This window comes from Mesorhizobium sp. WSM4307 (assembly GCF_007003945.1).
In the GTDB taxonomy this organism is placed as follows: Bacteria; Pseudomonadota; Alphaproteobacteria; order Rhizobiales; family Rhizobiaceae; genus Mesorhizobium.
The window spans coordinates 636,617-649,333 of the sequence record NZ_VFTB01000002.1; the positions used below are offsets into that span (position 1 = coordinate 636,617).

16 protein-coding genes and 1 tRNA gene are annotated in these 12,717 nt (G+C 63.2%); 8 read left to right on the forward strand and 9 right to left on the reverse strand.

Annotation, left to right across the window (positions count from 1 at the left end; translation table 11 throughout):
* Nucleotides 1–70 precede the first annotated feature (70 nt).
* The gene (locus FJV83_RS06780) at nt 71–1,075 is read left to right on the forward strand and encodes an alpha/beta hydrolase (RefSeq protein ID WP_095770309.1); all 1,005 of its coding nucleotides are present in this window, start codon (nt 71–73) and stop codon (nt 1,073–1,075) included.
* A 54-nt stretch (nt 1,076–1,129) separates the two neighbouring features.
* Nucleotides 1,130–1,414 (forward strand): hypothetical protein, encoded by a 285-nt coding sequence (locus tag FJV83_RS06785; protein WP_095770308.1) that lies wholly within the window; start codon nt 1,130–1,132, stop codon nt 1,412–1,414.
* A gap of 103 nt (nt 1,415–1,517) precedes the next feature.
* Here FJV83_RS06785 and FJV83_RS06790 read toward each other — a convergent pair whose 3' ends face one another.
* The 4 genes from FJV83_RS06790 to FJV83_RS06805 all read right to left on the reverse strand — a co-directional run bounded on the left by FJV83_RS06790 (nt 1,518) and on the right by FJV83_RS06805 (nt 3,724).
* Nucleotides 1,518–1,757: a DUF2188 domain-containing protein gene (locus FJV83_RS06790; protein ID WP_095770307.1), complete on the reverse strand. Its 240-nt coding sequence runs from the start codon at nt 1,755–1,757 to the stop codon at nt 1,518–1,520.
* A gap of 29 nt (nt 1,758–1,786) precedes the next feature.
* Nucleotides 1,787–2,065 (reverse strand): DUF982 domain-containing protein, encoded by a 279-nt coding sequence (locus FJV83_RS06795; protein WP_095770306.1) that lies wholly within the window; start codon nt 2,063–2,065, stop codon nt 1,787–1,789.
* A 108-nt stretch (nt 2,066–2,173) separates the two neighbouring features.
* Complete coding sequence (locus tag FJV83_RS06800; protein WP_095770305.1) at nt 2,174–2,491, reverse strand: SH3 domain-containing protein; 318 nt, start codon at nt 2,489–2,491, stop codon at nt 2,174–2,176.
* 129 nt (nt 2,492–2,620) lie between these two features.
* The gene (locus FJV83_RS06805) at nt 2,621–3,724 is read right to left on the reverse strand and encodes an NADH:flavin oxidoreductase/NADH oxidase (protein WP_142884687.1); all 1,104 of its coding nucleotides are present in this window, start codon (nt 3,722–3,724) and stop codon (nt 2,621–2,623) included.
* Nucleotides 3,725–3,881: 157 nt separating this feature from the next.
* Between FJV83_RS06805 and FJV83_RS06810 the strand changes: the two genes are divergently transcribed.
* From FJV83_RS06810 to FJV83_RS06825, 4 genes are all read left to right on the forward strand, one after another.
* Nucleotides 3,882–4,460 (forward strand): NUDIX domain-containing protein, encoded by a 579-nt coding sequence (locus FJV83_RS06810; RefSeq protein ID WP_019857853.1) that lies wholly within the window; start codon nt 3,882–3,884, stop codon nt 4,458–4,460.
* A 98-nt stretch (nt 4,461–4,558) separates the two neighbouring features.
* Nucleotides 4,559–4,780: a hypothetical protein gene (locus tag FJV83_RS06815; protein ID WP_095770303.1), complete on the forward strand. Its 222-nt coding sequence runs from the start codon at nt 4,559–4,561 to the stop codon at nt 4,778–4,780.
* The gene (locus FJV83_RS06820; RefSeq protein ID WP_142884686.1) at nt 4,777–4,977 is read left to right on the forward strand and encodes a hypothetical protein; all 201 of its coding nucleotides are present in this window, start codon (nt 4,777–4,779) and stop codon (nt 4,975–4,977) included. The genes FJV83_RS06815 and FJV83_RS06820 overlap by 4 nt, the downstream gene beginning before the upstream one ends.
* A 207-nt stretch (nt 4,978–5,184) precedes the next feature.
* The gene (locus FJV83_RS06825; protein WP_142884685.1) at nt 5,185–5,496 is read left to right on the forward strand and encodes a hypothetical protein; all 312 of its coding nucleotides are present in this window, start codon (nt 5,185–5,187) and stop codon (nt 5,494–5,496) included.
* 45 nt (nt 5,497–5,541) lie between these two features.
* Here FJV83_RS06825 and FJV83_RS06830 read toward each other — a convergent pair whose 3' ends face one another.
* The 4 genes from FJV83_RS06830 to FJV83_RS06845 form a co-directional block, all read right to left on the reverse strand.
* Nucleotides 5,542–5,835 (reverse strand): hypothetical protein, encoded by a 294-nt coding sequence (locus FJV83_RS06830; RefSeq protein WP_185973281.1) that lies wholly within the window; start codon nt 5,833–5,835, stop codon nt 5,542–5,544.
* Between the two features lie 264 nt (nt 5,836–6,099).
* Nucleotides 6,100–7,605, reverse strand: coding sequence for a histidine ammonia-lyase (gene hutH, locus FJV83_RS06835; protein WP_142884683.1), 1,506 nt, complete (start codon nt 7,603–7,605; stop codon nt 6,100–6,102).
* A gap of 341 nt (nt 7,606–7,946) precedes the next feature.
* Nucleotides 7,947–8,032, reverse strand: a tRNA-Leu gene (locus FJV83_RS06840).
* 280 nt (nt 8,033–8,312) lie between these two features.
* Nucleotides 8,313–8,978 (reverse strand): outer membrane protein, encoded by a 666-nt coding sequence (locus FJV83_RS06845; protein ID WP_095788203.1) that lies wholly within the window; start codon nt 8,976–8,978, stop codon nt 8,313–8,315.
* Nucleotides 8,979–9,168: 190 nt separating this feature from the next.
* Between FJV83_RS06845 and FJV83_RS06850 the strand changes: the two genes are divergently transcribed.
* Both FJV83_RS06850 and ade read left to right on the forward strand, forming a co-directional pair.
* Nucleotides 9,169–9,555 (forward strand): hypothetical protein, encoded by a 387-nt coding sequence (locus tag FJV83_RS06850; RefSeq protein WP_142884682.1) that lies wholly within the window; start codon nt 9,169–9,171, stop codon nt 9,553–9,555.
* Nucleotides 9,556–9,636: 81 nt separating this feature from the next.
* Complete coding sequence (gene ade / locus FJV83_RS06855) at nt 9,637–11,454, forward strand: adenine deaminase (RefSeq protein ID WP_142884681.1); 1,818 nt, start codon at nt 9,637–9,639, stop codon at nt 11,452–11,454.
* 26 nt (nt 11,455–11,480) lie between these two features.
* Here the strand turns inward: ade and FJV83_RS06860 are convergent, their stop codons facing one another.
* A complete protein-coding gene (locus tag FJV83_RS06860) occupies nt 11,481–12,644 on the reverse strand; it encodes an alpha/beta hydrolase (RefSeq protein WP_095770299.1) in 1,164 nt (387 codons plus the stop codon).
* Between the last annotated feature and the right edge of the window lie 73 nt (nt 12,645–12,717).

Consider the following 12,717-nt stretch of genomic DNA (forward strand, 5'->3'; position numbering starts at 1 on the left):
CCTGGACGATGCAAGGTTGCAGCATGACCGGATGCAGGTAAGCTCAAACGGGTTCTGGTCCGGGTGAACAATGCTGATATCGATCCTGTCGTGGCTGCTGGCCCTGCTGTTCCTGCTGGCGGTCCTGGGGATCGCCTGCCTGGTGCTGGCGACGCTATGGATCGCGGCGAAGGCGCAAAGGTTGGTGCCGCCGGTCGGAAAATTCATCGAGATCGACGGCAACCGCATCCACTATGTCGATGTCGGCGAGGGGCGGCCGATCGTCTTCCTGCATGGGCTTGGTGCGCAACTCCACCACTTCCGGCACACCCTGTTCGGACATTTCGGCCCGGGCTATCGGCTGATCGCGCTCGATCGTCCGGGATCGGGCTATTCGACGCGCGCGAACGGTGCCACCGGCCGCTTGCCTGAACAGGCGGCCCTGGTGCGCCGCTTCATCGAAAAATTGGCGCTGGAAAGGCCGCTGGTGGTGGGCCACTCGCTGGGCGGCGCCGTCACGTTGACCCTGGCCGTGGAACATCCCGAGGCAATTTCGGGCATCGCCTTGCTGGCGCCGCTGACGCATCTGGAAAACAGGGCGCGGCAAGGATTTGACCTGCTCTATATCCCCTCGCGCCTGCAGCGCTGGATGATGGCCTATACTGTGGCGATACCCCTGAGCCTGCGCTATGCGCGGCCGACAATGGAATTCATCTTCGCGCCGCAGGTCTTTCCCGCGGACTACATGGTTGACGGCGGCGGCTGGCTCGGGCTGCGGCCAGTCCATTTCCAGGCGACATCAGCCGATGTGGTGGCCGTCGAACAGGATCTCGGCCGCATCGAACAGCGCTATGGCGAGATTGTCATGCCTGCCGGCATCCTCTTCGGTACGGCCGACCGCGTCATCGACATCCGCATCCATGGCGAGCCGATGCAAGGCAAGATCGCAGGGCTCGATTTCGAACCCGTCGACGGCGTCGGCCATATGCCGCAGTTCGCCGAGCCCAAGCGGGTGATTGGCTTCATCGAGCGGATTGCGGTCCGCACATTTCCATCACCACAGCCTCACGACAATTTCAATGAACCAACCGGCTGACCGCCGGGTTTACCCCGTGTCGCACCCAAGGCGACCAAGACACGGAGTAATGCAATGTACAGGAAATTTCTTGCAGCATCGGTCCTGACGATCGGTCTCACCACATCGGCGATGGCACAATCGTCCGACGGCGCATATTCGAACCGTCACAGCTGGTGGCCGTTCGGCAACGAAGAGTCCTCAGGCGTCGACCAGAACACGACCGGAAGCATCAATGGCGACCGCTCTGGGCTGGACAGCCTTGGCAATTCTGGTCCAGCCGGCCCGTGTGCATACGGCACAGCGGGTCCTGATGCGAATGCTCAGGGCAACGTGAACGACCAGTATTGCGGCAAATAGTTCAGCCGCCGGGCAGCGGTCGACCGCAGGACGTCGTCTCTCCTGACGTCCGCGGTCGGCGCCCTGTCTCTGGTCTGCTGGCAAGTTCTCTTCTTTGGAAAGTCTAGTCTGAAACCTCGGTCTGCGGCCGGTCCCGACCGTCAGCCAGTTCCTCGTGCCATTTGCCCTCGGCGTCCTCATACTGGATGCCGTCCGTCGCGCCTGCCACCTGCTGCTCGGCCGAGGCGATCTCGGCGGCGCGCAAGGCATCCTGATGGGTGGGAAATGTCTCCGAGAAGGTCGTACCGACCTTGTAGGCCCAGCCGCCGTCATGCTCGACGATCTTGTAAGTCAGCTTCGCCATAAAAACCTCCGGTTGAAAGGTCCGCCTGCTCAATGCAGCCGGTCGTCGGATAGCCTGTCGTCGGGCACCAGCACTTCCGATTCCCTGGCGGCCTCGATCAATGCCCGTCGCGCGTCCGCTGTCGAACGATAACCTTCCAGCACTTTGAGGCAAGTGTCGAGGGCATCACGATGACGCGGGCCGCGATTGAGCGGCCACACCGTCATGAGGCACTCCGCCGCTTCCTGGGTGCTGCGGATATGGCGATATTTGCCGACATGGCCGAGTTCGACCACGACCGGCGTTTCAAAAGGTTTGCTGTCCATCATGGCCGCAACGCAAAGCAGCCAATTTGGTTGCAAAAGTGGCCCGGAACCTGCGCCCAAAAGTCGCGTCGCGTTCTGCGACGCGCTTTTTGGGTGACATGTTTCGGCGTCTCAGTAACCGCAGTCGTTGCGCAGCCAGCGAGCGTTCGCCCAGCCGGTGGACCCGCCGATTTCGACCTTGTACCAGCTGCCGCGCCGGTCGAAAATCTCGACGTGGTCTCCATTGAACAGCTGGCCGATCATCCGTGATGACGAGTTGGGCCGTGTCCGCACGGCGAGAAAGCCGCTGCCGGTCGCCAGATTGTAGCGGCCGGACAGGCCGTGCACCGTCCCCTCGCAATATTGCGCCACGCTCGGCGTCGATGCGCCGAGCCAAAGGCCGGCGACAGTCACAAGCATCGCAGCCGGCAAGAATGCCCTGAACGACATGATCTCCTCCCAAGCCCGGCCGCGCCCGCCGCAGCCTCACCCAGCGTAACAGTTTGCCGCCGGATTTGAAGCGGGCTGTGGCAAAACGGGCTGGGCGGGATCGCGCCTGTGTCAGGAGGGCGGGCCGGTTCAGCCCGCCGCCTTCATCCAGTGCTCCATCGTCGTTACCGAGCGGGCGAGCTGCGGCGCCGGATGGATCTTTTCCTTGAATGTGGCGGCCGCGCGCCAGCCCCAGCGCGGATCGGCGAGGAAGGCGCGCGCCAGTGCGACCATGTCGGCACGGCCCTCGGCGATAACAGCCTCGGCCTGCTGGGGATCGTCGATCAGGCCAACCGCGCGGGTCGGAATGCCGGCGCCCTTGCGCACCGCCTCCGCCAGATGCACCTGATAGCCGGGACCGGTGGGCAATTTCTGCAACGGCGAATTGCCGCCGCTGGAGCAGCAGAGATAGGCGATACCCTCGGCCTTCAGGGCCTTCGCCACCTCGATCGCATCCTCGACATCGAAGCCGCCGTCGACCCAGTCCTTCACCGACAGCCGCGCGCCGAGCATCAGCTTCGGCACCGCCTTCTTCACCGCCCTGGCGATTTCGACGACCAGACGCATCCGGTTTTCCAGCGAGCCGCCCCAACGGTCGGTGCGCTGGTTGGACAGCGGCGACAGGAACTGGAAGATCAGGTAGCCATGTGCTGCGTGCAGTTCGATGAAGTCGAAGCCGGCGCGTTCGGCCCGCCTGGCGGCTTGGGCGAACCGCTCGATGAGTTGCAGGATCTCTTCCTCATCGAGCGCGCGCGGCACGTTCCAGCCGGTGTCGTAGGCGATGGCCGAGGCCGAGACGGTCTGCCAGGGGTCTTCGTTCGGCTGCAGTGGCCCGCCGCCTTCCCAGGGCTTGCGGTTCGAGGCCTTGCGGCCGGCATGCGCAAGCTGCGTGCCGAATTTCGTGCCCGGCGCGGCGACGCGTCGTGCCGCATCCAGTGTGCGGCGCGCGGCGGCTGCGTTGTCGTCGGAGTAAAGTCCGAGGCAACCATGGGTGATGCGCCCGCGCCGCTCGACATCGGTCATCTCCACCGTGACCATTCCGGCGCCGGACATGGCCAGGTTCATCCAGTGGTAAAGATGCCAGTCGCTGGCCGATCCGTCCTCGGCGGAATACTGGCACATCGGCGCCACGGCGATGCGGTTGGGGAAGGTGAGGCCGTCGAGGGTGATCGGCTGAAAAAGCGATGCAGTCATAAAGAGGGCTCCGGGGAGAAGGAAGGCGTTATTTAGGCGACGGATATCTTGCATACCACACACGAGAGAGTGAAACGCTGGACCAATTGCTGCCCCAATTGCGCCGGCGCCGGTTCGCGGCTACGCCTGCGCCCGGCGACAAATACCGAGGTATCCAATGGAAGATCGTATTCGTATCCGTTCGGAAGAGGTCCTTTCCGACGACTGGGCGGTGTTGAAAAAGACCGTGCTCGACTATCGCCGGCGCGACGGGCAGTGGGAGACGCAGGTCCGCCAGACCTATGATCGCGGCGACGGCGCGGTGATCCTGCCCTACGACCCCCAGCGTTCGACGGTGCTTCTGGTGCGCCAGTTCCGCTATCCCGCCTATGTCACCGGCCACCGCGAACCGCTGATCGAGGCCTGTGCCGGGCTGCTCGACGAAAACGACCCCGAGACCGCCATCCGCAAGGAGGCGGAGGAAGAACTCGGCTACCGGCTGAAGGACGTAGAGCGGTTGTTTTCGCCTTATATGAGCCCGGGCAGCGTGACCGAGCGGCTGTGGTTCTTCGTTGCCCGCTATTCGCCCGCCGACCGCATCTCCGCCGGCGGCGGCGCGCCGGAGGAGGGTGAGGACATCGAGGTTCTGGAAATGCCGCTCGACGAAGCGCTGGCCGGCATCGCCGACGGCCGCATCGTCGATGCCAAGACGATTATCCTGATCCAGCATCTGAAGCTGAACCCGATGAAGGCTTGACCGACGTTCCGGCATGGATTGGCTCCATCCTCGCATCACGGAACAAAAGCGATCAGCGACGGTTTAACTCTCGAAGGGACCGCAACGGAAGCGGAGCAATGGTTGAGCTTTTCAATATGGAACTGGCCAAGGCCAGACAGCGCGTCAACCGCGCGGAACTCGCTCTGGAACGCGCGGAAGAAATGCTGGACGAGGACTGCGGCGTCGGAATCAATATCGCGCTTTGCAGCCGGATCAGGACCGCGCGGCGGCGGCTGATCGAGGCCAGGGAGCGCCTGACAAAGATTGATCCGCCAATAATTTTTGGCGGTTCCCCATGATGATGGCGACATTTCACCACGAAACCGCGAGAGGCGGTGAGGTATATCGCGCTGCCAGGTTCGCGCTTCTGACGCAGCGAATTATCCGGGATATCAAGCACACCGATGCCGCGGCGGAGAAAGTCGAGCGAGCGGTGACCAAGTTGGCCGAAGCAAACGCGCTCGATGGGTCGCTCGGTCCGCGCCGCCCCGGCTAGGCTCCGCCTCACGCGCCGTCGGCGTCAGGCTGGGGCGTCACGATATCATGGAGGCCGAAAGACGCTTCGGGGCATCGTATATTAGCAATATACGATATATTAATGGCTATAATGCAGCCTTTGGCACAGGGATGGAAATACCTCCCATCGACGTTCCGACATGCGCCCTCGAGCGCCGGAACGCTAGACCAATGCGGAGTAGAACGCATGAGTGTCGGAGCCGCTCTCGAACAATTACTGCGGCTGATTTATCGCCGGGCCATGAAACTGGCGATGTTGCCGGAGGATGAAAGGGATTCCCACTACGATCACATCCGCCTGTCATGTTGCGCGGCCGCCGAGCACATCGGGCAAGATCCCGACAGGGCAGCCATCACGGCAAACGATATGGTTGAGTTTGTTCGCGCGCTGGTCGGAATCATCGAGGTGGGCTCTGGGCCAAACCATGCGCGAAGCGCCGATCAGCGACCGCCGGTGCCACATTCCGGCGGCCAGGAGAGTGGCGCTACGCGCATCTAGCAAACAGGGCAGACGCCCCCACCTTGGGGCAGCGGGAACGAGGCGCTAACGCTCGCGCTGTACGACGTAGCTGCTGGTGATGGCGTCGTCGCCCAGCCCGCGAGTCACAAAAACCCTTGTATAGCCGACCGGCAAGCCCTCTGTGACGGTCGCATCGACGAGGCGACACCGGCCAACGGTTTCGCCGTTCGGAGCGCTTGCCAGCCTGTCCTTCAGCGAAGCCATGCATAAGTCGAGCGATGCATACATGGTTGGCGCCATATCGACGGGTTTGCAGACAGAACCCTCAACCGGGCTGCACTGGAGCAAAACCATCACTGCCGCGGTTGCCGGATCCATTTTCAAAAATCGCCCGCGTTTTGACGACCCTCAACGCTGAAATGCATCCTTTGTTTCACCGCTGCTAAAACAAATGCGGCCGGCCGGTCTCGATGCGGTTGTCCCGGAAGAGGGCGAGGAATCGAGGTCCTGAACAATGCCGCTCGACGAAGCTGGCCGGCATAGCCAAAGACCGCATCGTCGATGCCGAGGCATTATCCTGGTCCAGCGTCTGAAGCTGAACCCGATGAAGGCCTGGCCGCTCGAAGTTGGTCGAGCATTGCCTTACGAACTGTGCCGCGGACAGGCCGGCACGTCCATTTCGCGGATGAAGTTGCGCAAGGCTTCCATGTCCCGGGACAGAGGCCGATCATCGGAATAGTGTGCGATATTGCCCCGCACCATTTGGTAGATGGCATCGGTACCAGGCGCGCGTGCACCGCGCACCGCCAGAAAATCATGGGCCTGCGCGGCTGCCATGAGCTCGATCGCCAGAATGTATTCGGCGTTGTCGATAACCGCCAGCAGCTTGTTGGCCGCGACGGTTGGATGAGCAAGGAAATCCTCTTGCAGGCCGGATGTGACGCCGCCGTCGGTCGCCGCCGGGGCGGCCAAACGCCGATTGACGTTGCTGAGCGATGTGGCCGTGTATTGGGCGATCATGAAGCCGGAATTGGCTCCGTCCTCGTCGGCGAGGAAGGCCGGCAAATTGTTGACAAGCGGATTGACGAGACGATCGATCCGACGCTCGCTCATTCCAGCCACCTGAGCCAAGGCGATGGTCAGGCCGTCAGCGGCCTGCCCGAGGGCGGGCGCTACCGCATGCGCCTCCGAAACGACCTGAGGATCGTTCAAAGACCCGAATACCGCCGGATTGTCGGTGACGGCAGCCAATTCGCGGTCGACAAGCCCCGCGGACCGGTCCAGCACCTCCCGGGCGGTGCCGTGAACATGGGGCACGGCGCGAAGACTGAGTGCGTCTTGCGTGCGACTGCCGTGTGCCAGCGCGATAAGTTCGCTGCCATGAAGCCAGCCACGCAGCGATTTGCCCACGCCCTGAATGCCGGGTGAGGGCCTCATCGCCAGGATTGCCTCGCCAAAAGCCGGCATTTGCGCGCCTGCGGCTTCAAGCGTCAAAGCCGCCGCCGCGTCAGCCCATCCCAACAAACGCTCGGCGCGCAGCACGGCGATGCTTGTCAGGCCTGTTGCGCATGCGGTGCCGTTCACGAGGCTCAAGCCCTCCTTGGCGCCAAGCTCCAATGGCTCCAGACCCATTTCAGCCAGGGCCTCGAGCCCGCTCATGGAGCGGCCTGCCACGGTTGCACTGCCTTCGCCGATCAGGACCAGTGCTACATGCGCGTTGTGGGTCAAATACCCGGCCGATCCCCGGGATGGCACGTCGGGAACGCAGTCGCGCTCGATAAAGGTGAGCAAATTGCGGACGATCGCAGGGCTCACGCCCGAATGGCCATGCGCGAAATTTGCCACTTGAGCGGCAATGATGGCGCGCACGCCGCGTCTCGGCACAAGGTCGCCCACGCCGCAGGCGTGACTGCGAATGATATTGCGCGACAGTTTCTTTTGCAGGGCAGGCGCCACGACCTTGCTTGCCAAGGCGCCGACCCCGGTATTGACGCCATAGGCGCGGATGCCTTTTTCGACGATGGCCGCCACGATCTGGTTCGCGAAGGCGATCCTCTCCCAAGCTGCCCGGCTAAGCGCCAGGGATTCGCCTTCGCTCACCCGCGCGATGTCGCGCCAGCTGGCGTTTCTATCTATCGTTATTGTCATTGCCCGTTCCGAATAGCATTGCGAATGCGCAGGCGGCTGTTGGCCCGCTCGAAAGGCGGCGTGAGAACCCCTGCTTCGGCACCGTACCGCCCAACCGCGGGCATAATGGCGATGGAATTGCCGACTGATGCGACTGTAGCGACGTCGTCGGCAACAAAAGACATGCCGCCTGCGATCCGGCGCTGGGAAATCCGGCGCCCGCTTGAAATCACTTCGAGGATGACGTCGAAGACTTATCGGATCAACAGCTCACGCGGCATATGCGGCGGCGAGCCCGTGCGGGCAGTCTGACGGAGCCGAGCTTTGGGCGGCCTGCCACCCGAAGCTCGAAGAGCGAAGGGTGGTGCGGACGACGGGAATCGAACCCGTACGATCAGAGATCGAGGGATTTTAAGTCCCTTGCGTCTACCAATTCCGCCACGTCCGCAGGCCTGCTCTTTTCAGATGCCAGACACAGGCCGTCAAGTCGTGTTCTTGGCCATGCTGAACACACACCCCAGAGGTGATGGCATGGCGATACTGGTGTGATCGCGGAATTTAGCGCGCCGCGCGTAATGGGTAGGGTGTTTGCACGGCGGACTTGATCCGCCGAGGCCGGCGTCTACCAGGCCCAACCCATTCCCCCGCCCACTGGGGGCGCCGGCCGCCCCTCATCGACTTTGCTGATCACGTCACAGCTGTCGCTCGCCGGTCGATGCCGGCGAGGCTCAGAACTTGTAGCTGAGATTGATGCCCACGGTGTTCAGTTTGGTATCCTGGTCGCGGCCGACGAAGTCGCTGGACCCGTCATAGTGCTCGGAACCGAAATCGTAGTAGCGATACTGGGCGCCGACGACGAATTTGTCGGTCAGCGCGTAGTCAACGCCGGCGCCCACGGTCCAGCCGATATTCGCGCGTGTCTCGGAGAAGGCTGAGCCCGCTGATTGCGAGGTTTCGACCCCGGCGAAGGCGATGCCGCCTATGCCATAGACCAGCACACGATCCATAGCGTATCCGGCCTTGGCGTTGACCGATCCGAACCATTTGATGTCGGCGCCGAAATTGTTTCCGGGTTCGGCTTCCGCCGTGCCGTCGACCGAGGAATAGTTGAGGTCGGCCTCAGCGCCGATCACCGCCTGGTCGAACTGCCACAGCCCGGCGACGTGCCCGCCGATGAAACCGCCGTTTATGTCGGGCGAGACGGAAAACGGCTCGCCTTCCGTTCCTGAGATGTCGGACTGGCCCCAGCCATAGCCCGCCTGCAGGCCGGCATAGTATCCTGTCCAGTCGAAGCCGGGCGCGGTCATCGGCACATCGACCGTCGCGTCGGCTGCGAAAGCCGGCATCGACAGGACGGCAAGCAGACCGGCACTTGCGACGACAAGGCGATACATTCGAACTCCCCGGATGAAGAGCCGGAAAAATCTTGAGAGCCAAGGTAGACCGATTTACGGCAAAACGGAATCCAATTTCCGGCTGTGGCCGTGTGTCGCTCGCCGAGGCACAGGCTTTAAGCCGAGGACAGCCGGCATTGCCGGGGGAATGCCAGCGTGCAAAATGGCCGTCTTGCAGGGAAAAATCCTGATGAACAGCCTGGCTCGTCTTATCGCTGGAACGGCCATCATACTGTTCACCTGCGGTCTCGCCATGGCCGAGCCATTGACGCTCGCCATCGCCAAGGCAGCGGTCGTATCCGATCAAGCGTCGGGACAGGCAGCGCTCAACCTGAAGATGACGCCGGACAGCGCGAAGGCATTCGGCGACTTCACCAGGGCGAATGTCGGGAAGGTGGTCGACCTCGGCGTCGACGGTGCCGTGGTGGCGTCGCCGCGCCTGGTCGAACCCATCCTCGGCGGCGAGGTAATGCTCAGCGGCACCTTTGCCCCGGGCGAACTCCAGCGCCTGGCGGAACGGATTTCGGCCGGCGGTGCGAAAGTCACGGTCGAGGTCGCGGCTGAACAGCCTTTGTGAAGGTTGGACGGGCCGGTCCGCCGTTTGGCGCTGGTCAAAACCAGGCAGGCTTGGCACAGTCGCCCAAACAGGAGTCCCTTCATGGCAAAGAAGCCGGCGGCGCATGCGACGAAACCAAAACCCTGGACCGAGATGGCGACGCATCTGGTCGACGTCGCCACGGGCCGCAAGCCCGCCGATCTCGTCATCCGCAACGGCCGCTGGGTCAACGTTCACTCCGGCGAGATCATCGCCGGCACCGACATCGCCATTGCCGGCGGCCGCTTCGCCTATTGCGGGCCGAATGCCAGCCACGCCATCGGCCAGGGCACCAAGGTGGTCGATGCCGGCGGGCGCTACCTGGTGCCCGGCCTCTGCGACGCGCACATGCATGTCGAAAGCGGCATGGTGACGGTGACCGAGTTCTGCCGTGCCGTCATCCCGCACGGCACCACGTCGATGTTCATCGACCCGCACGAGATCGCCAATGTGCTGGGCTTGCCGGGCGTGCGGCTGATGCATGACGAGGCGGTGGTGATGCCCATCAACGTGCATGTGCAGATGCCGTCCTGCGTGCCGTCGGCACCGGGGCTGGAGCATGCCGGCGCCGAGCTGACGGTTGCCGACGTTGCCGAGGCCATGACCTGGGAAAACATCATCGGCCTCGGCGAAGTGATGAATTTTCCGGGCGTCGCCGCCAACGATCCCGTCATGTCGGGCGAGATCGCCGCGACGGTCAAGGCTGGCAAGACGGTTGGCGGCCACTATGCCTCGCGCGACCTGGGCTTGCCGTTCCACGGCTATGTCGCCGGCGGACCCGAGGACGACCACGAGGGCACGCGCGCGGAAGATGCCATCGCCCGTGTCCGCCAGGGCATGAAGGCGATGCTGCGGCTGGGCTCGGCCTGGTACGATGTCGCCTTGCAGATCAAGGCGGTGACCGAAGGCGGCATCGATCCGCGCAACTTCATCCTGTGCACTGACGACAGCCATTCCGGCACGCTGGTGCATGAAGGCCACATGGACCGGGTGGTGCGCCACGCCATCCAACAGGGGCTGAAGCCGGTGACGGCGATCCAGATGGCGACGATCAACACTGCCCAGCATTTCAGGCTGGAACGCGAAATCGGTTCGATCGCACCGGGCCGGTTGGCCGACCTGCTGATTGTCTCCGACCTCGCCGCAATGACCATCGATGAGGTTTATGCGCGCGGCGTCAGGCTGGCCAAGGGTGGCAAGCTCGACATCGACATTCCGGCCTATGATTACCCGAAGACGGCGAAGAACACCGTCAAGCTGGGCAAGAAGCTCAGGGCCGGCGATTTCGACATCACGGCTCCCAAGGGCGCCAACGAGGTGCGGGTGCGCGTCATCGGCGTCATCGAGAACCAGGCGCCGACGCGAGCCCTGGAGGCCGATCTGCCGGTCGAGGACGGGCTGGTCGCCATGGACCGCCGCAACGACGTCTGCCAGATCGCGCTGGTCGAGCGGCACAGGGGCACGGGCGGCGTCACCAACGCATTCGTCTCCGGCTTCGGCTATATGGGCGATTGCGCCATGGCCTCGAGCGTGGCGCATGACGCCCATCACATCATCTGCGTCGGCACCAACAAGCAGGACATGGCGCTGGCGGTCAACCGGCTGGGCCAAGTCGGCGGCGGCGTCGTGCTGTTCTCGAAGGGCAAGGAACTGGCGCTTGTCGAAATGCCGATCGCGGGCCTGATGTCGGACGAGCGCGCCGAGATCGTCGCCGCCAAGGCCGAGAAACTGACCGAGGCGATGCGCAAGATGGGCTGCTCCCTGAACAACGCCTACATGCAGCACTCGCTGCTGGCGCTGGTGGTCATTCCGGAGTTGAGGATTTCCGACGTCGGCCTGATCGACGTGACGACGTTCCAGAAGGTCGACCTGTTCGTCTAGACCAACCTCCGACGCGGGTGATTGGCTCACCCGCCGGTGACGATGGTCAGCACCTTGAACGGCGTGGTTATGACGACCTCGGCGACCGAACCGACGGCTTTGCCGAGGCCTTGGCCGAGATTGTTGAGCTGCGCCGGATCGGGTTCGTCGGAGGCCAGGCCAGCAGGGGTGCGCAGGCGATCGCCGAGCAACTGCACCAGGATGGGATTGTCGGCGAATTTCGCGTGGTTGAGGCCACCGTCGCCGCCCTTGATTTTGGTCAGGTCGACCACCGACACGCCATAGCTGGCGAGATCGGCCGCATTGCCATAGTCGCCGACACGCGGCTTGTCGCCGGAGATAAGTGAAGACAATTTGAGCGCACGGTCATCGCCGGACAGCAGCACGGCAAACGGCTTGTCCGGCTTGCCGTATCGGATCATCTGCTTTTTGAACACGTCGACATCGATGTCGGGCGACGCCAGCACGACATAGCCGAGTTTGCCGCCGAGATCGCGGTCGCCGGTGATGGCGAGCTGGCGCAGCGCCTCCATGGTCAGCCAGGTTCCCATCGAATGGGCGATGATGTCGATGCTCTTGACCCGTGTCTTGGCGAGCATTCTGAGCGTCGCCTCGAGATCGTCGCGGGCGGCGCTGGCGCTGTCCTTGTCGTAGATATAGCCCGTCGTCTTGGCGCTCGACGCCCATGAGAACAGCACCGGCGTGCCGGGATATTTCGTGTCGTGGGCGATCTGCGTCAGCCGGTAAATGCCGTCGTCGAAGCCATTGTTGAAGCCGTGCACGAACACCAGTGCGCGATCCCCGCGCACGGCAATGTTGGCGCCGACCGCCTTGGCGAATTGCGAGGCATCGCCATAGTGGACGACATTGGTGGCGGTGAATTGCTTTGCCGGGATCGAGTTGGCCGAGCCCTTGGCCCGCTCGATGGCGCCGATCTGGTGGACCTTCGGCACGGTGACGTCGACACGGGCGTAGCTGGTGGTCAACGAGCGATCGCCGTCGAACACCTGCCGCGGATCCTTGGTCGCCTGCTGGCGGGTTGTAGCGACGAAAATTTCGTGCGTGGCCGCGATGTCGGAGGCTGGCACCGACACATTCGTCTTGTTGAGCAGATCATGCGTGTTCTGGCCGGCACAGCCGGCAAGGGCGAGCGTCAACGCAAGGACGAAACTGTTCAAGCGCAAGCTCAAGCGCCGGCTCCCATGAAGGGGGACGTCAAAAGCATGACGTCACCGCTATTGCGATAGAGCCAGAGACCGGCGC

What these genes read in the sequence shown, in the direction of transcription:
- FJV83_RS06780 (WP_095770309.1), top strand. Translation starts at nt 71, where the DNA reads ATGCTGATATCGATCCTGTCGTGGCTGCTGGCCCTGCTGTTCCTGCTG.
- FJV83_RS06785 (WP_095770308.1), top strand. Translation starts at nt 1,130, where the DNA reads ATGTACAGGAAATTTCTTGCAGCATCGGTCCTGACGATCGGTCTCACC.
- FJV83_RS06790 (WP_095770307.1), bottom strand. Translation starts at nt 1,757, where the DNA reads ATGGCGAAGCTGACTTACAAGATCGTCGAGCATGACGGCGGCTGGGCC.
- FJV83_RS06795 (WP_095770306.1), bottom strand. Translation starts at nt 2,065, where the DNA reads ATGATGGACAGCAAACCTTTTGAAACGCCGGTCGTGGTCGAACTCGGC.
- FJV83_RS06800 (WP_095770305.1), bottom strand. Translation starts at nt 2,491, where the DNA reads ATGTCGTTCAGGGCATTCTTGCCGGCTGCGATGCTTGTGACTGTCGCC.
- FJV83_RS06805 (WP_142884687.1), bottom strand. Translation starts at nt 3,724, where the DNA reads ATGACTGCATCGCTTTTTCAGCCGATCACCCTCGACGGCCTCACCTTC.
- FJV83_RS06810 (WP_019857853.1), top strand. Translation starts at nt 3,882, where the DNA reads ATGGAAGATCGTATTCGTATCCGTTCGGAAGAGGTCCTTTCCGACGAC.
- FJV83_RS06815 (WP_095770303.1), top strand. Translation starts at nt 4,559, where the DNA reads ATGGTTGAGCTTTTCAATATGGAACTGGCCAAGGCCAGACAGCGCGTC.
- FJV83_RS06820 (WP_142884686.1), top strand. Translation starts at nt 4,777, where the DNA reads ATGATGATGGCGACATTTCACCACGAAACCGCGAGAGGCGGTGAGGTA.
- FJV83_RS06825 (WP_142884685.1), top strand. Translation starts at nt 5,185, where the DNA reads ATGAGTGTCGGAGCCGCTCTCGAACAATTACTGCGGCTGATTTATCGC.
- FJV83_RS06830 (WP_185973281.1), bottom strand. Translation starts at nt 5,835, where the DNA reads ATGGATCCGGCAACCGCGGCAGTGATGGTTTTGCTCCAGTGCAGCCCG.
- hutH (WP_142884683.1), bottom strand. Translation starts at nt 7,605, where the DNA reads ATGACAATAACGATAGATAGAAACGCCAGCTGGCGCGACATCGCGCGG.
- FJV83_RS06845 (WP_095788203.1), bottom strand. Translation starts at nt 8,978, where the DNA reads ATGTATCGCCTTGTCGTCGCAAGTGCCGGTCTGCTTGCCGTCCTGTCG.
- FJV83_RS06850 (WP_142884682.1), top strand. Translation starts at nt 9,169, where the DNA reads ATGAACAGCCTGGCTCGTCTTATCGCTGGAACGGCCATCATACTGTTC.
- ade (WP_142884681.1), top strand. Translation starts at nt 9,637, where the DNA reads ATGGCAAAGAAGCCGGCGGCGCATGCGACGAAACCAAAACCCTGGACC.